At 70.7% G+C, this 16,104-nt stretch carries 13 protein-coding genes; 6 read left to right on the forward strand and 7 right to left on the reverse strand.

What is annotated here, in order from left to right; genetic code table 11:
- The first annotated feature begins 140 nt into the window (after positions 1–140).
- On the forward strand, positions 141–797 hold the full coding sequence (locus SSP08S_RS22300) for a helix-turn-helix domain-containing protein (RefSeq protein WP_019069851.1): 657 nt from the start codon (positions 141–143) through the stop codon (positions 795–797).
- A gap of 33 nt (positions 798–830) precedes the next feature.
- On the opposite strand, the gene SSP08S_RS22305 is transcribed toward SSP08S_RS22300, so the two are convergent.
- Positions 831–1,856 carry an alpha/beta fold hydrolase gene (locus tag SSP08S_RS22305; RefSeq protein WP_019069852.1) on the reverse strand — a complete coding sequence of 342 codons (1,026 nt, stop codon included), beginning with the start codon at positions 1,854–1,856 and terminating at the stop codon, positions 831–833.
- A 218-nt stretch (positions 1,857–2,074) separates the two neighbouring features.
- On the opposite strand from SSP08S_RS22305, the gene SSP08S_RS22310 reads away from it, so the two are divergent.
- On the forward strand, positions 2,075–2,302 hold the full coding sequence (locus SSP08S_RS22310) for a hypothetical protein (RefSeq protein ID WP_019069853.1): 228 nt from the start codon (positions 2,075–2,077) through the stop codon (positions 2,300–2,302).
- A gap of 7 nt (positions 2,303–2,309) precedes the next feature.
- Here SSP08S_RS22310 and SSP08S_RS22315 read toward each other — a convergent pair whose 3' ends face one another.
- Positions 2,310–2,990 (reverse strand): 4'-phosphopantetheinyl transferase family protein, encoded by a 681-nt coding sequence (locus SSP08S_RS22315; RefSeq protein WP_019069854.1) that lies wholly within the window; start codon positions 2,988–2,990, stop codon positions 2,310–2,312.
- The gene (locus SSP08S_RS22320) at positions 2,938–3,846 is read right to left on the reverse strand and encodes a metallophosphoesterase family protein (protein WP_019069855.1); all 909 of its coding nucleotides are present in this window, start codon (positions 3,844–3,846) and stop codon (positions 2,938–2,940) included. The genes SSP08S_RS22315 and SSP08S_RS22320 overlap by 53 nt, the downstream gene beginning before the upstream one ends.
- Positions 3,847–4,165: 319 nt before the next feature.
- Between SSP08S_RS22320 and SSP08S_RS22325 the strand changes: the two genes are divergently transcribed.
- The 3 genes from SSP08S_RS22325 to SSP08S_RS22335 all read left to right on the forward strand — a co-directional run bounded on the left by SSP08S_RS22325 (position 4,166) and on the right by SSP08S_RS22335 (position 8,281).
- Entirely contained in the window at positions 4,166–5,314 is a 1,149-nt protein-coding gene (locus SSP08S_RS22325) for an ATP-grasp domain-containing protein (protein WP_019069856.1), read from the forward strand.
- 402 nt (positions 5,315–5,716) lie between these two features.
- Complete coding sequence (locus tag SSP08S_RS22330; protein WP_019069857.1) at positions 5,717–7,402, forward strand: carbohydrate binding domain-containing protein; 1,686 nt, start codon at positions 5,717–5,719, stop codon at positions 7,400–7,402.
- 138 nt (positions 7,403–7,540) lie between these two features.
- On the forward strand, positions 7,541–8,281 hold the full coding sequence (locus tag SSP08S_RS22335; protein ID WP_019069858.1) for a hypothetical protein: 741 nt from the start codon (positions 7,541–7,543) through the stop codon (positions 8,279–8,281).
- 7 nt (positions 8,282–8,288) lie between these two features.
- On the opposite strand, the gene SSP08S_RS22340 is transcribed toward SSP08S_RS22335, so the two are convergent.
- The 4 genes from SSP08S_RS22340 to SSP08S_RS22355 all read right to left on the reverse strand — a co-directional run bounded on the left by SSP08S_RS22340 (position 8,289) and on the right by SSP08S_RS22355 (position 14,888).
- Positions 8,289–9,539 carry an alpha-L-fucosidase gene (locus tag SSP08S_RS22340; RefSeq protein ID WP_026178730.1) on the reverse strand — a complete coding sequence of 417 codons (1,251 nt, stop codon included), beginning with the start codon at positions 9,537–9,539 and terminating at the stop codon, positions 8,289–8,291.
- 88 nt (positions 9,540–9,627) lie between these two features.
- Positions 9,628–12,687, reverse strand: coding sequence for an alpha-mannosidase (locus SSP08S_RS22345; RefSeq protein ID WP_019069860.1), 3,060 nt, complete (start codon positions 12,685–12,687; stop codon positions 9,628–9,630).
- Between the two features lie 102 nt (positions 12,688–12,789).
- The gene (locus SSP08S_RS22350) at positions 12,790–14,127 is read right to left on the reverse strand and encodes a 6-phospho-beta-glucosidase (protein ID WP_019069861.1); all 1,338 of its coding nucleotides are present in this window, start codon (positions 14,125–14,127) and stop codon (positions 12,790–12,792) included.
- Positions 14,124–14,888: a DeoR/GlpR family DNA-binding transcription regulator gene (locus tag SSP08S_RS22355; RefSeq protein ID WP_019069862.1), complete on the reverse strand. Its 765-nt coding sequence runs from the start codon at positions 14,886–14,888 to the stop codon at positions 14,124–14,126. Before SSP08S_RS22355 ends, SSP08S_RS22350 begins: the two co-directional genes overlap by 4 nt.
- 149 nt (positions 14,889–15,037) lie before the next feature.
- Between SSP08S_RS22355 and SSP08S_RS22360 the strand changes: the two genes are divergently transcribed.
- The gene (locus tag SSP08S_RS22360) at positions 15,038–16,054 is read left to right on the forward strand and encodes a carbohydrate kinase family protein (RefSeq protein ID WP_019069863.1); all 1,017 of its coding nucleotides are present in this window, start codon (positions 15,038–15,040) and stop codon (positions 16,052–16,054) included.
- Positions 16,055–16,104 lie beyond the last annotated feature (50 nt).

A 16,104-nucleotide genomic window follows, 5' to 3' on the forward strand; every position in this document is an offset into this window, starting at 1 on the left:
GGCATTTCATGCTTGTTGACGGCTGAAATTGGCCACAGTTGTGGCGAGACCTGGATGCGAGTTCGAACGAACCGCTACCCTCCGGGATGTTCACGGCCACCGTTTGTGAGAAGCCTGTGAGAGACGTAGGAGATCTGTCGGTGTCGGATGGCTTCGAGGTACCGGGCGCGACGGCGAGTGCCGTGCTGCCCGCCGTCGTCGACCGCGTCACCGCGCTCGCCGAGCGGCTCGACGTTCCGCAGGCCGAGGTCTTCCACGTGGGCCGGCTCTCCGTGGCCTCCGGTGTGCCGGACCCCGTGGTCAGGGCCCTGCTGAGCGGCCGTCCGGCGGGCGAGCCCGATGTGCAGGCCCGGTTCCTGCAGCGCCTCGACCTGTTGCGCCGCACCAGACTCAAGCCCAACGGGCGCAAGTACACCCAGCAGGAGATCGCCGACGGCGCGGGCATGTCGCGTCAGCAGGCGGGCGCGCTCATCAACGGCGACCGGCGTCCCACGATGGAGCACTGCGACGCGCTCCAGCGCTTCTTCCGGGTGCACGCCGGATTCCTCACCGCCGAGGACCCCGAGGCCCTCGCGGGCGCCCTCCAGCGCACCGAGCAGGAGCTGTTGCAGAAGCTCGCCGACCGCGATCGGGCGGCGGCCGAGGCCGCGGGGGACCCGCTGGAGCGGCTGCTGCAGGACCACGGGGTGCGCGGAATCGCCTGGCGTGCCGCGCAGTTGCCGACCGACCAGCACCGCGACAAGGTCGCCGAGTGGCTGGACATGCTCCTGGAGAGCGTGAAGCGTCCCGAGGCGTGATCCGGGGCCGCGGACACGGGAGTTGACGTCTCGTCAGGTCGCGCTGCGTTCGCTCGCCTCCCGCAGGTCCCGTTCGGTCGCGTCGCCCTGGGCCGTCACGCCGGGCCGGCCCTCGCACAGGAGGTCGCGCCAGTGCTCGCGGCTCCAGTGGGCCGGGGTGGTGGTGCGGGTGAACTCCGTGACCAGGGCGAGGAATCGGGCCGGGTCGGTGTGGAACGGGAAGTGTCCCGCCCCCTCGAAGATCTCCAGGCGGCTGCCCGGCATGGCCTCGTGGGCGCCGTGGGCGTGCCGTACCGGCACCACGCTGTCGCGGTCGCCCCACAGCAGCATCGTCGGCATGCCCTCGGTGAGATAGCAGCGGTCGAGCATGGTCACCACCTGGCCGCGCCAGTCGACGACCGCGCGCAGGGTGCGGATGAAGGCGTTGCGGGCGGTCTCGTCGGGCAACGCGTCGACGAGGGTGAGGAGTTCGGGGGCGTCCCGGCCGAGGTCGGTGTCCAGGAGCCTCATCAGGCCCACGGCGAGGCCGACTTGGAGGCGCATGCCGGGCAACCGGAGCGCGGACAGGGCGAGATGGGAGCCCGGAAGGGTGATGAGCCGCAGCACGGGGTTGACCTCGCGACCCACACCACCGGCGCTGACGAGGACGAGCCGTTCGGTGCGTTCGGGGAACTGGTAGGCGAACTGCATCGCCACTCCCCCGCCCAGCGAGTGCCCGAGCAGGGTCGCGGACTCGATGCCGAGGGTGGTGAGCAGATCGCGCACGCCGTTGGCGTAGGCGGCGACCGAGTAGTCGGCCCGCGGTTTGTCGGAGGCGCCGTGGCCGAGGAGGTCGGGGGCGATCACCGTGTGGGTGCGGGCGAGCTGCGGGATCAACTCGGCCCAGGTGGCCGAGGAGTCGCCGATCCCGTGGATGAGGACGAGCGCCGGGCCCTCGCCCGCCATGCGGAAGGCACGGCGGTATCCGTGCACGACGCGGTACTGGAGCGTGAGTTCCGCGTCGCCCACCGGGCGCAGCCGTGCGGCGCGCGCCGGGTGCCGAGCCGGGACGTCCTCCACCCGCTCACCTCCCGTTCACCCGGCCGCCCGCGGACGGCCGAAAACCCTTCCTCCCAGCGTAGGGCCGCTGTCCCACCGGGCGTTTCGAGGACGTTTCGCCTCCGCTAAGCGGGCGAACCCACGCTGGGGAAAACGGGATTGTCAGTGGCACGCGGCAAGCTGGAGTCGTGCCACCGCCGTGCGGAGGCGCACGACGCCGATCAGGGGAGAGCCGTCCTATGCAGACCGCAGTGATGACCGACCGCGAGCGCGCCGCCGTCCAGGCCTATCTACGACTGCTGCACACGGTCAGAGCCGCCTTCGACGGCCCTCCGGGCGACCCACGCCCCGTCCTGGTCCCACCCTCGGTACTTGCAGAGGCGGACCAGGCCCTGACGGACGCCGGACTCGCGGGCAACGAGGAGGCGTTCTTCCGGCTGCTGGAGAGCTGGTGCCCGGAGGGGTGACGAGGGGTCAGGGATGCGGGACCGTGATCGCGGTGGCGACCAGTCCCCGTCGTACGGTCCAGCGGCCCTCGAAGGTGTCCAGGCGCTCGCCGTCGACCACCGGGCCGGGGACGAGGAGACGGGCGCGCAGGCCGCCGCGCGTCTCCTCGCCGGGGTCGGCGAAGAGTTCGATGTCGGCCTCCGAGAAGTCCAGCCACTTTCCGGTGAGGGGGAACCATGCCTTGTAGACGGACTCCTTGGCGCTGAACAGGAGCCGGTCCCAGTGCACGGCGGGCAGCTGGGCCGCGAGCCGGGTCAGCCGTTCCTGTTCGGCGGGCAGGGAGACGGAGGGGAGGACGCCGTCGGGGAGCGGGGCGTGGGGTTCGGCGTCGATGCCGAGCGAGGCGAGGTCGGTGGCGCGGGCCAGCGCGGCGGCGCAGTAGCCGTCGCAGTGGGTCATGCTGCCGATGAGTCCGGCGGGCCAGGTCGGCGCGCCGTGGGCACCGGGCAGGATCGGCTGCGGAGGCACGCCGAGCTTCTCCATGGCGCGCCGGGCACAGGCCCGTACGGCGGTGAACTCGCGCCGCCGCTTGGGCACCGCGCGGGCCACCCGGGCCTCTTCCCCGGGGTACAGCGGGGCGTCCTGGAACCCCTCGTCACCGTGTGTCTCCACGGTCACCACGGACTCCGGGAGCAGCTCCTCGATCACCGGCTCCGACCTCCATCGGCAGGATGCGGCGCAGTCGTCCCGGGGGTTCCGGGCGCTTCTGCCACTCGCGGGGGTATCCCACGGACACCTCTTCGAAGCGGACCCCCTCGTGGTGGGTGGTCCGCGGGATGTGGAGATGGCCGTAGACCATGGTGTCCACGCGGAATCTGCGGTGCCAGTCGGCGGTCAGGGTGGTGCCGCACCACATGGCGAACTCGGGGTACCACAGGACCTCGGTGGGGTGCCGGTCCAGGGGGTAGTGGTTGATCAGGACCGTGGGCAGGGTGTCGGGGATCTCCGTGAGCCGGCGTTCGGTCTCGGCGACCCGGGCCCGGCACCAGGCCTCGCGGCTGGGGTAGGGGTCGGGGTGCAGCAGGAACTCGTCGTTGCAGACGATGCCGGTGCCGTGCGCGTAGGTCAGTCCCTCGTCCTTGGTGGCGCAGCCGGGCGGGAGGAACGAGTAGTCGTAGAGGAGGAAGAGCGGGGCCACGACGACCGGGCCGCCGGGGCCGTCCCAGATCGGGTAGGGGTCCTCGGGGGTGAGGACGCCGAGCTCCCGGCACAGGGCGACGAGGTGGTCGTAGCGGGCGACGCCGCGCAGGGTGACGGGGTCCTTGGGGTGGGTCCACAGTTCGTGGTTCCCGGGGGACCACAGGACCTTGCGGAAGCGGCCGGCGAGGAGTTCGAGGACCCAGCGGATGTCGGCCACGGTCTCGGCGATGTCGCCGGCCACGATCAGCCAGTCCTCGTCCGTGTGGGGGCGCATGTTCTCGACCAGGGCGCGGTTCTCGGCGTACCCGATGTGCAGGTCGCTGATGGCCAGCAGCTGTCCGGCACCGCCGGCCGTCGACTCCACCCCTCGCCCCCTCCGCGCGCACGAATGAGGCCACGAGATCACATCCCGCCGTTCCGCGACAAGACGGCGAGGCCGCCCGGGGCGCGGTCCGGACGGCGCCCGGGGCGGTCTTGTGACGGGAGTTCATGTGCCGGGTGGGCAGGATCGGGAAATCCGTAACACGGGCGTTGCACGCGGCACCCCTTGAAAGCCGTATGATCGCCCCAACACCACCGCCACGAACGCCTCTTCGCCGAGGGCGGTTTGGTGTCCCTCCAACCACCCTGGCCGGGCACGGCCTCGCTCCGCCGTGCCCGCGAACCCGAAAGGACGGCCCTGCATGGTCTCTCGCGTACGCGTCTGGCTCAACCGCACGTACGCGGAGAACGTGTTCTTCATGGATCAGCTGCGGAGAAATCCCAGCGATCGGGCCGTCGAGATCCATGCCACGCACGGCGACGCGGACTCCCCCGTACTGGCTGCCGCCGACACCGCCGACCTGGAGCCCGAGGGCCTGTCCCCGGCCGGTTACGTCGAGTACGCCCTCGACCAGTGCGCCCGCCGCGGCATCGACGTGTTCGTGCCCCGGCTGCACCAGTCGGAGATCGTGGCGCACCGCGCGGACTTCGAGGCGGTGGGCACGGCGCTGCTGGCGCCGACCCCCGAGGCCGTCGCCGTCTTCCACGACAAGGTGATCGCCTACGAGGCGGTCCAGGCGATCGGCGTGCCCGTGCCGCCGTGGTGGCGCGTCCGCACGGCGCCCGAACTCGTCGCGGCCGTCGAGGAGTTGGAGGCCGCCGGGCACAAGGCGTGCTTCAAGCCGGCGTCCGGTGCGGGCGGGGTGGGCTTCCGCGTGGTCACGCGCGCCCCCTTCTCGCTCATGCACCTCAACGGATTCCCGAGCCCCTACGTCCCGCTCGACACGGTCGTCGAGGCGCTGGAGCAGGCCGACGAGCAGGTCGACTGGCTCGTCATGCCGCGCCTGGAGGAGCCGGAGGTGTCGGTGGACTGCCTGACCGGTCCCGACAACCTGGTCCGGCTCGCCGTGGGCCGCACGAAGAACGGCCGCCGGCGCGGTTTCACCCTGCACGAGCAGTGGCTGGAGCCGGCCCGCCGGATCGCGGAGGGCTTCGGGCTGCACTACCTGTCCAACATCCAGTTCCGGATGTTCGGCGACCAGCCGGTGCTGATGGACGTCAACACCCGTCCCGCGGGCGGCCTGCACCAGCTGTCGCTGTGCGGGGTCAACGCCCCTTGGGCGGCAGTGCAGTTGGCGCTCGGCGAGGACCCGGGCACGATGGAGCCGCCGTTCCTGGGCGCGGACTACGCGGTGGTCTCGGGCCCGCGTCAGCTGCGTCCCGTGACGCTCCCGCACCAGCGCGCGGAGGAGTCGGAGCCGCTGCTCCCGACGGTGCCCGCACAGAGCGAGGCGGAGCCGGAGAGCACCCTCGCACCGGAGCTGGGCAGCCGCGCGGCGGCCCGCGCCTAGGGCCTGACCGGCGGATCAGGCCGGAGGAAAGCAGCGGCGCCTCATCAGCACGGGTGAGCGGGGTCTGGTGCGTGCAGCTGCAAGGCGGAGGAGGAAGTCGACGCGGTGGGGGCACCTCCCGGCCGAAGGCCGGGGGGGCGTCGGCGACCGACGACAACGCCGCTGGGGGTCCCCCCACGCCTTTAAGGCAGTGGGGGAGTGCGTGCCACACCCCGCGTCTCCGGCATGATCCGCCGGACGGGCCCCAGGCCTCCCGGGTCTCCCTTTCCTCCCTCGCACCACAACTTCATACCGGTCTGGGCCAATCATGGAGCAGCATCTTGACACCGTGATTGGTCCAGACCAAATTGGTTGCGCACCTTCCAGCACTCCCGAACACCCCCATTCCTTCAGGGAGATCGCGTGCGCGACACACTCAGACGTTCCAGACGTCGCCTCCTCGCTCTGCTCGGTACCGCAGCCCTGGCCATGGCCGGGGCCATCGCGCTGCCCGGTACCGCGCAGGCGGCCAACGTCCTGACCAACCCCGGCTTCGAGTCGGGTTCCCTGTCCCCCTGGTCCTGCACCGGAAACCTCGGCTCGGTGGTCTCCTCACCGGTGCACGGCGGCTACAAGGCCCTTGCGGGCGCGGTGAGTTCGAGCGACACCGCACAGTGCTCCCAGACGGTCGCCGTGCAACCGAACACGGCGTACTCGCTCAGCGGCTGGGTGCGCGGCAGTTACGTCTACCTCGGTGTCAACGGCGGTTCCTCGACGTGGACTTCGTCCCCGTCGGCGTACGCGCAGTTGACGACGTCGTTCACCACCGGCGCCTCGCAGACCAGCGCCACCATCTACGTCCACGGCTGGTACGCGCAGGGCACCTACTACGCGGACGACATCAGCCTCGACGGTCCCGGTGGCGGTGGCGGTGGCGACACCCAGGCGCCGACCGCGCCGACCGGACTGACCTCCACGGGCAAGACGTCCTCCAGCGTGTCCCTGTCGTGGGGCGCCTCGAGCGACAACGTGGGTGTCACGGCGTACGACATCTACAGCGGCGCGAACCAGGTCCTCAGCGTCTCCGGTACGAGCGCCACGGTCAGCGGGCTCTCGGCCAGCACCGCCTACACGTTCACGGTGAAGGCGCGGGACGCGGCCGGGAACTCCTCTGCTGCCTCCAACGCGGTGAGCGTCACGACGAGTGCCGGCACCGGCGGCGGCACCGGTTTCACGCAGGCCGCGCCCTACCTGTACGAGGGCTGGGGCGATCCCCCGAGCCCGAGCACGGTGATGAGCGCGACCGGCATCAAGTGGTTCACGATGGCGTTCGTGCTGGACTCCGGCGGCTGCACCCCCGCCTGGGACGGCAGCCGGGCCCTGACCGGTGGCGTCGACCAGACCGCCATCAACCAGATCCGCGCGGCCGGCGGTGACATCGTGCCGTCGTTCGGCGGCTGGCAGGGCAGCAAGCTCGGCGCCAACTGCTCCTCCGCGAGCGCGCTCGCCGGGGCGCTGCAGAAGGTGATCGACGCCTACGGCCTCAAGGCGATCGACATGGACATCGAGAACACGGACGAGTTCGAGAACGAGGCCGTCCAGGCGAAGATCCTGACCGCGCTGAAGACCGTCAAGGCCAACAACCCCGGCCTGCGGACGATCGTCACCTTCGGCACCTCGACCACGGGCCCGACGTACTACGGCAACCGGCTGATCGAGCAGGCACAGTCGCTCAACGCCAACATCGACGTCTTCACCATCATGCCGTTCGACTTCGGCGGCGGCGCCGACATGTACGGCAACACCGTCGCCGCGGCCGAGGGCCTGAAGACCAAGCTGAAGTCCACCTTCGGGTGGGACGACGCGACGGCCTACTCGCACATCGGGATCTCCGGCATGAACGGTCTCTCCGACCAGTCGGAGACCACCACGCCGGCGATCTGGACCTCGATCAAGGACTGGTCGAACTCGCACCACATCGCACGGCTCGCGTTCTGGTCGGTCAACCGCGACCGCGGGTGTGCCGGCGGCGGAGTGGTGAGCAACTGCTCCGGGATCAGCCAGAACACCTGGCAGTTCACGTCCATCACGGCCGGTTTCACCGGCTGAAAAGGGTGAGCGGCTGAAGAAGGGACTGGTGCCGGACCCCCGCGGCGGGAAGAATCTTGACCCGATCCGCCGCGGGGGTCCTTCCGTGGCTCAACGACACGGAATCCGGGAGCAGTTCGTGCCGAGGACAGCTGGACGATGAGGAACGGAGCCGCTGTCGCCGGATGCCTGTCGCTCCTCCTGCTCCTCGCCTCCTGCGGCACGGGCGGTGACCGGGGATCCGCCGAACCCCCGCCGAGCCAGGCGGACTTACGGGCCTCGGTCCTCGACGACCGCGAACACCTCTTCGCCGGATCCCTCTCGTACGCCACCTCGGTCGTGGTGTCCGTCGACGACACCGTGACCTACGACGTCCGCCTCACCGCCCGGGCGAAGAACGTGTCGCACGGCACCGCACGGCCCGTTGCGGCGACCCGTGCCTTCCGGGTGGGCGGGGTCGAGGGCGCCGCGCTGACCTCGGCGAGCCAGGACGTGCGGCTGGTCCTGCGGGGCGACCGGAAATCCGAGCAGGTCATCGCTCGGCCGGGAGACAGAGCCGCCTGGCGGTGGAGCGTCTCCGCGAGCGAACCCGGCGACTACGATCTCGCGCTCACCGTCACCACCTATCAGGGCCGGTCGGACCTCGCCCTCGACACACTGACGCCGCCCCTCACCGTCCACCTGAGAGTGCGCGACACCTGGTCGCACCGCTGGAACTCGACGCTGGACTCGGTGGGGACCTGGGGCGGAATCGCCGCCGCCCTGGTGACGATCACCGGAGTGTTCGTCGCGTGCTGGGGCAGGCTGGCCCCCTTGCTGCGCGCCCGGCGGGAATCCTGGCGGGCGCGCGGACCGCAGCGTGACGGAAGCACGGACGGAGAGCGGGACGGTTATCTGTGACCGACCGTCAGAATCGGCCGGAGCCGCGGTAGAGCTCCAACTCCCCGTCGAGTTCGACCCTGAGGACCGTGGCGTGCGGGTCGAGGTCGGCGCCTGCGGGCGGGTCGATCCACAGCACGCCGACCGCCTCGTGCAGCCCGCCGATCACCCGGTGGGCGAGTTCGGTGCCGGTGCCGAGCACGGTGACCCGGCGGACCGGGGTGACCAGTCCCCGGACGCCGATCTCGGCGCGTGGGACGTCGAACAGGGTGAGATAGAGGGTACGGCCGTCGGCGGAGAGGGTGCTCGGCCCGTAGTGGTGCCCCGCCGGGAGACCGCGGACCGTGCCGTACACGGCGTCGGAGTGCTTGCGGATCCACTCCCCCAGGCCTTCGAGACGCTCGACCTGCGGCTGCGGGATGGTGCCGTCCTCCGTCGGGCCGACGTCGAGGAGGAGGTTGCCGCCCCCGCCGATCGTCTCCGTGAAGTAACGGACCAGCTGGCTCAGCGACTTGTGGTTGTCGTCGTGGTGCTGATACCCCCACGAGTCGTTGATGGTGAGGCACAACTCCCAGGGCCCGTCCGGGGGTTCGATGGGGGCGCCCTGTTCCGGTGTCGCGTAGTCGCCCTCGCTGAGCATGCGGGCGTTGAAGACGACGTGCGGTGAGTACGAGCGGATCAGCGCGGCGAGTTCCTTGATGCGCCACTGTTCCTCGCTGCGGTCCCACTCGCCGTCGAACCACATCAGGTCGGGGCGGTAGCGGGAGGCCAACTCCCGTATCTGGCCGTCCCGGTAGGCGATGAACCGCTCCCAGGCCGCGAGGTCCTCGTCCTCGGCCGAGCACTCGGAGTACCGGTTGTCCTCCTGCTCCGGCGGGCGGCCCGGCTTGCGGGTGGTGGCGTAGTCGGGGTGGTTCCAGTCGGAGTGCGAGTAGTAGAGGCCGACCTTGAGGCCTTGTTCGCGGAGCGCGTCCGCGTAACTGGTGAGGTAGTCCTTGCCGAGGTTGAGATCGCCGAACTCGGTGTCCCACAGGGCCACTCCGTCGTGGTGGCGGCTGGTGAGGACGGCGTACTTGGCGCCGGCGCGGGCGAACAGGTCGGCCCAGGCGCGCGGGTCGTACTTCGCTCCGGTGAACCGGTCGAGCTGGGACATGTACTGGTCGTGCGGCACGATGTCGTCGTAGAACGACCAGGACTCCTGGACGCCGTCGACGGCGTAGATCCCCCAGTGGACGAAGATCCCCAACTTGGCGTCGGTGAACCACGGTTGCATGGGCACGGCTGAACTCCTGTTGCGTACAAGGTCAGTTGGGGATGTGCCAGGGGGCGGGCCCGGCGTGCGACGACCGGGCCCGCCCCCTGGGGTTCTACTGGCCCGCGTCCGCCCGCTTCAGACGGAGCGTCAGAATCTGGAAGGGCCGCAGGGCGACGGCGACCGAGCCCCCGTCGAAGGAGACGTCGTCCTCCAGCGGGCGCTCCAGCAGGTCGGTGATCCGGGCGCCCGCGAGGGGGAAGCCCGTGCGCAGAGTGCCCTCGGCTCGGCCGCCGTTCGACTCGTAGAGCCGGACCACGACGTCGCCGGACTCGTCGTCGGCGAGCTTGACGGCCTCGACGGTGATGCCGTCGCCGTCGACGGAGACGACCGGCTGCGGGGCGCCGCCCGAATCGGCCACCCGCAGCGGGAGGTTGAGGGCGTAGCCCTCGGCGACCGCGTCCTCGATGCTCGCGCCGGGCAGCAGCGAGTAGACGAAGCGGTGCCTGCCCTGGTCGGCGCCCGGGTCCGGGATGCGCGGGGCGCGCACCAGGCTGAGGCGGACCGTGGTCGTCGTACCGCCGTCCTCGCGGACGGTGCGGGAGACGTCGTGGCCGTACGTCGAGTCGTTGATGACGGCGACGCCGTAGCCGGGCTCGGCGAGGTGCACCCAGCGGTGGCCGGAGACCTCGAAACGGGCCGCCTCCCAGCTGGTGTTGGTGTGCGTGGGCCGCTGGATGTGGCCGAACTGGATCTCGGCGGAGGAGTGCGCCGCGCGGATGTCGACCGGGAAGCCGGCCTTGAGGAACTTCTCGGCCTCGTGCCAGTCGATGTCGGTCTCGAAGTCGATCCGGGCGCTGCCGGCGCGGACGGTGATCGTCTGCACGATCTTCGAGCCCTTGCCGAAGGACCGTTCCACACGGATCGCGCCGAGCAGCGGGTCCTGCTCGACGACCGTGATGGAGTCGGCGGTCAGGAGGTCGGTGAAGCGGTTCTTGTAGTGCTTGTCGACGTCCCACGCGTCCCAGTAGTTCGGCAGGTCGGTGTGCAGACGGAGCAGGTTGCCCTGGTCGGCGAGGACTTCGCGGCCGCCGTGGCGCAGGTCGCGCACGGAGGCGAGGGTGCCGTCGTCGGCGAGTTCGACGCGGACGATGCCATTGTCGAGGACGCGGTCGGTGACGGTGACCGCCTGCGGGACGTACTCGGCGGCCAGCGGGGCGCTGCCGTTCGCGGGGACCGTCGCGTACATCGGCACACCGGTCGCCGTGCGGATGACCTCGGCGCGGTCGTAGGGGCTGGTGTTGAAGACGGTGGTGCCGCCGCCGCCCAGCGCGGCCACGGCCGCCGCCGTCAGCTCCTCCAACTCCGTTGCCACACGCGCGTATTCGGCCTCCGCCTCGCGGTGCACCCAGGCGATCGAGGAGCCCGGCAGGATGTCGTGGAACTGGTGCAGCAGGACCGTCTTCCACAGCCGGTCGAGCTTCTCGTACGGGTAGGCGTAGCCCGGTACGTGCAGCGCGGCCGTCGTCGCCCACAACTCGGCCTCGCGCAGGCGGTGTTCGCTGCGCCGGTTGCCCTGCTTGGTGCGGGCCTGGGAGGTGTAGGTGGCGCGGTGGAGTTCGAGGTAGAGCTCGCCGACCCAGACCGGGGCGTCGGGGTACTCGGCGCGGGCCTTGGCGAAGAACTCGTCGGGGTGCTCGACGACGACCTTCGGTGAGCCCTCCAAGTCGGCGAGCCTGCGCGCCCGTTCCATGATCTCGCGGGTGGGGCCGCCGCCGCCGTCGCCCCAGCCGAACGGGGCGAGGGAACGGGTCGCGCTGCCCTTCTCCTGGTAGTTGCGGACCGCGCGGGACATCTCCTCGCCGCTGAAGCGGGCGTTGTAGGTGTCGACCGGCGGGAAGTGGGTGAAGATGCGGGTGCCGTCGATGCCCTCCCACCAGAAGGTGTGGTGGGGGAACTTGTTGGTCTGGTTCCAGGAGATCTTCTGGGTGAGGAACCACTCGTTGCCGGCGAGCTTGGCGAGCTGCGGGTAGGCCGCGTTGTAGCCGAAGGAGTCCGGCAGCCAGACGCCCTTGGTCTCGACGCCGAAGTGCTCGATGAAGAAGCGCTTGCCGTGGATGAGTTGGCGGGCGATGGCCTCGCCGCCGGGCAGATTGCCGTCGGACTCGACCCACATGCCGCCGACCGGCGCCCACTGGCCGCGCTTGACGGACTCCTGGATACGGGCCCACACCTGCGGGTAGTTGTCGCGCACCCACTCGTACTGCTGGGCCTGCGAGCAGGCGAAGATGAAGTCCTCGTACTCGTCGGCCAGCGACGTCACGTTCGAGAAGGTGCGGGACGTCTTGCGCTTCGTCTCGCGGATCGGCCACAGCCACGCCGAGTCGATGTGCGCGTGCCCGACACCGGAGACGATGTGCGCGCTGGCGTTGGCGGGCTTGGACAGCACCGGCTTGAGCGCGGCGCGGACCTCGGCGGCCGTACCGGAGACGTCGTCCAGGTCGAGGAGGTCCATGGCCCGGTCGAGGGCGTGCATGATCTCGTGCCGGCGGGGGTCGTGCTCGCCCAGTTCCAGCATCAGTTCGCGCAGCACCTGGACGTCGAGGTCGAGGTGGAAGACCTCCTCGTCGAGGACGGCGAGGTCGGCACGGCGGAATGTATACAGTGGACGGTCGCCTGCCGTCAGTACATCGCCGAGGGGGGTCGGCTCGGAGAAGTTGTTGGCGAGGATGTCGGGGTTGGAGGCCGCCTCGACCAGGTAGTCGATCACCTCGCCGCCCGTCGCCGGGTTGGCGATCGCCACGTACTGGTTGAGCGGGTTCACCGCCTTCAGCGGGGTCCCGTCCGCGAGGTGGACCAGGGCCTCGGCCTGGTTGCCCGGCCAGTCGCCCGTGAAGCCGAGGTCGATGACGGCCTCGACGCGCTTCCCGGCCCACTCCGCGGGCACCTGTCCGCGCATCCGGAACCAGGTGGTGCCCCAGGGCGGACCCCACGGGGTGTCCATCGCGAACGGCGTGTACGGCGCCGCCGCGGCCTCCTCGAAGGAGACCGGCTCGCCGGGGGCCTGCCAGGCCTCGACCGTGAAGGGCGCGGTGGCCGCGTAGATCGCGGGCTTGATCCGCTGGTCATGGGCGCGCTGGACGCGCTCCTCGATCCGGCTGCGTTCGTCGTGCATGGGAGGTCTCCAGGGAACCAGGGAGCTGAGCTGCTGAGAGCTTGGGAGCTGGTGAGAACTCGCTGCCGAGATCTCGGGGGAAAGCGCTTACCGGGGCGGTGCCTACTTAAGGTACGCCAGGCCCGGGTGGACCTCGGTATAGCCCTCGACCAGGCGGCGCGCGACGTTCACGGAGTCGACCAGCGGGTGCAGCGCGAAGGCCTTCACCGCCGTCGTGCGGGAGCCGTTCTCGGCGGCCGCGAGGACCTCGCGCTCGACGCCCTTGACCGCGCAGACCAGGCCGGTGGCGTGGTCGGGCAGCGGGTCGACGGCGACGGGGTGGGCGCCGTTGGCGTCGACCAGGCACGGCACCTCGATGACGGCGTCCGCGTCGAGGACCGACAGCGCGCCCTGGTTGCGGACGTTGAGGATCAGGGTGGTGCGCTCGTCGCGGGCGATGGCCCGCATCAGGGCGAGGGCGACCTTCTCGTACCCGCCGGAGAGGTCGTCGGCGTCGCGTTCGCCGGCGCCGGCGGTCTCCCTGTTCTCCGACATGTAGGTCGCCTCGCGCTCGGCGCGGGTGCGGTCCCAGGCGGTCAGCGCGGAGGCGTCGGGGCGCTTCATCTCGTCGTAGAACTGGGCCTGTTGGTCGCGCAGGAACGCGCCGCGGGTCCGCTCGACCTCACGGTAGGCGCGGACGGTCTCGCGGTTGAAGTAGTAGTAGTGCAGGTACTCGTTCGGGATGGCGCCGAGCGACTGGAGCCACTCGGTGCCGAAGAGCTTGCCCTCCTCGAAGGAGCCGAGCAGGTCGGGGTCGGCGAGCAGGCGCGGGAGTTCGTCGCGGCCGGCGACGCGCAGGCCGCGCACCCAGCCGAGGTGGTTGAGGCCGACGTAGTCGATGAAGGCCTCGCGCGGGTTGGCGCCGAGCACCTTGGCGATACGGCGGCCGAGGCCGACCGGGGAGTCGCAGATGCCGATGACGCGGTCGCCGAGGTGGCGGGACATGGCCTCGGTGACCAGGCCGGCCGGGTTGGTGAAGTTGATGACCCAGGCGTCTGGGGCGAGGCGGGCCACGCGCTGCGCGATGTCGACGGCCACGGGGACGGTTCGTAGACCATAGGCAATACCGCCGGCGCCGACCGTCTCCTGGCCGAGGACGCCCTCCGCAAGGGCCACCCGCTCGTCGTTGGCGCGACCCTCCAGGCCTCCGACGCGGATCGCCGAGAAGATGAAGTCGGCGCCGCGCAGGGCCTCGTCGAGGTCGGTGGTGGCGGTGACCTTGGGGGCGTCGGGGACGGTGGCGGCCTGTTCGGCCAGTACACGGGCGACCGCATACAGTCGGCTGTCGTCGAGGTCGTGCAGCACCACTTCGGTGACCCGGCCCTCGCCGCGGTCGGTCAGCAGTGCTCCGTACACGAGCGGCACGCGGAATCCGCCGCCGCCCAGAATCGTCAGCTTCACGCTTTCACCTTTCCTGCCACGACGACCTCGACGCCCGCTTCCTCCAGGGAGGAGCGGGTCGCCGGGTCGACCGGGGCGTTCGTCACGACCGCGTCGAGGTCCTCGGGACCGCACACCTTCGCCATGCCCGTACCCGGGAACTTCTGCGCGTCGGCGAGCAGCACGACCTTCTCGCCGGCCTTGATCATGGCCCGTTTGACCGGCACCTCGACGACCGTCGTGTCCATCACCTGTCCGCCGGGCCGCACGCCGCTGGTGCCGAGGAAGAGCCAGTCGGCATGCAGCTGGCGCAGGTTGTCCTCGGTGAGGAAGCCCACCAGGGAGCGGTACTCGCGCCGGACCATGCCGCCGAGCAGCACCAGTTCGATGCCCTCGTCGTCGGCCAGCTCCTCGTAGACGACCAGGTTGCTGGTGATGACGGTGAGGCGGCGGCCGTGCAGCTGCCGGGCGAGCCGGTAGGCGGTGGTGCCGATGTCGAGGAGGACGGACTGGCCGTCGGCCACCATGGCGGCGGCGCGCGCGGCTATCGCGTCCTTCTCGGCCACCCGCACCTCGGCGACCTCGGCGAAGGGCTGGTCGCCCTCGTCGGCCACGGCGCCGCCGTGGACCCGGGTGAGCAGTCCGTCCTCCTCCAGTTTGAGCAGATCACGCCTGATCGTGGCGGGGCTCACACCCAGCTGCTCGGAGAGATCGGTCACGGCCGCGGGGCCCCCGGAGCGCAGGGCCCGCAGGATGAGTTGATGTCGTCGTTCTGCCAGCACGTCGCGAACACTACTCGTCATCTTCAATCATTTCTATGCTCAGTTCTGCTTGGGTATTGACCAATCTCGTCGAGCAGCGCACGATTCCGGTCACCGAAATGAAGAGTTTTGACGAACTCCAGCTGACGTGCCGACGAGAGGATGTGCGCGTGGACGACGACCGGCCCGATGTGCTGCTGACCGGGCTGCTCTTCTACGACCTCGTCCTCACGGGTCTGGGGCAGCCGCCGACGCCGGGCGAGGAGATCTGGACGTCCGGCATGGGCTGCGGCCCCGGCGGCATCGCGAACCTCGCGGTCGCCGCCTCCCGCTTCGGCCTGAGGACGTCCTTGGCCACGGTCTTCGGCGACGACTTCTACGGCGCCTACTGCCACGAGATCCTCGCCGGCCAGGAGGGCGTCGACCTCTCCCTGTCCCGCACCGCGAACGGCTGGCACACCCCCGTCACCGTCTCGCTCGCCCACGGCGACGACCGCGCCCTGGTCACCCACGGCCAGGAACCGCCGTACTCGCAGGACGTGCTCATGGGCGACCCGCCCGAGGCGCGGACGGCACTGGTGCACATCGAGGCCGAACCGCGCGCCTGGCTCGCCAAGGCCTCCGCGAACGGCACGCAGATCTACGCCGACGTCGGCTGGGACCCCACCCAGCAGTGGTCCACGGACCTCCTGGAGCAGCTCGCCCTGTGCCACGCCTTCCTCCCGAACGAGGCCGAGGCGATGGCGTACACCCGCACCGACAGCGCGGTCGCGGCGCTCGGCACGCTCACCGAGCTGGTGCCGGTCGCGGTGATCACGCGGGGCGGCGACGGGGCGATCGCCGTCGACCAGACGACCGGCGAGTACGCGGAGGTTCCGGCCCTGGCCGTGGACGTCCTGGACGCGACGGGCGCCGGTGACGTGTTCGGCGCGAGCTTCGTCGCGGCCTCGCTCGGCGGCTGGCCGCTGGAGGAACGGCTGCGGTTCGCGGTGCTCGCGGCCGGGCTGTCCGTCCAGCATCCCAGCGGCGCGCTGGCGGCGCCGGGCTGGTACGGCGTCGACCGTTGGCTGCATACGGTCCGCGATCCCGAACTGCGACGTGCATACGGCTTCCTCGTCGACCGTATCCCGGCGGACCCCGGCCCGCCCGTCGCGTATGCACCCGTCACTCCCCCCGCACGGCAGTAACCCCCCATCACCTTGCAAGTCCCCCTGTAAGCCCCCCACTTCAGCCCCTC

The organism is Streptomyces hokutonensis (assembly GCF_000376565.1).
Taxonomy (GTDB): Bacteria; Actinomycetota; Actinomycetes; order Streptomycetales; family Streptomycetaceae; genus Streptomyces; species Streptomyces hokutonensis.

What these genes read in the sequence shown, in the direction of transcription:
- SSP08S_RS22310 (WP_019069853.1), top strand. Translation starts at nt 2,075, where the DNA reads ATGCAGACCGCAGTGATGACCGACCGCGAGCGCGCCGCCGTCCAGGCC.
- SSP08S_RS22325 (WP_019069856.1), top strand. Translation starts at nt 4,166, where the DNA reads ATGGTCTCTCGCGTACGCGTCTGGCTCAACCGCACGTACGCGGAGAAC.
- SSP08S_RS22335 (WP_019069858.1), top strand. Translation starts at nt 7,541, where the DNA reads ATGAGGAACGGAGCCGCTGTCGCCGGATGCCTGTCGCTCCTCCTGCTC.
- SSP08S_RS22345 (WP_019069860.1), bottom strand. Translation starts at nt 12,687, where the DNA reads ATGCACGACGAACGCAGCCGGATCGAGGAGCGCGTCCAGCGCGCCCAT.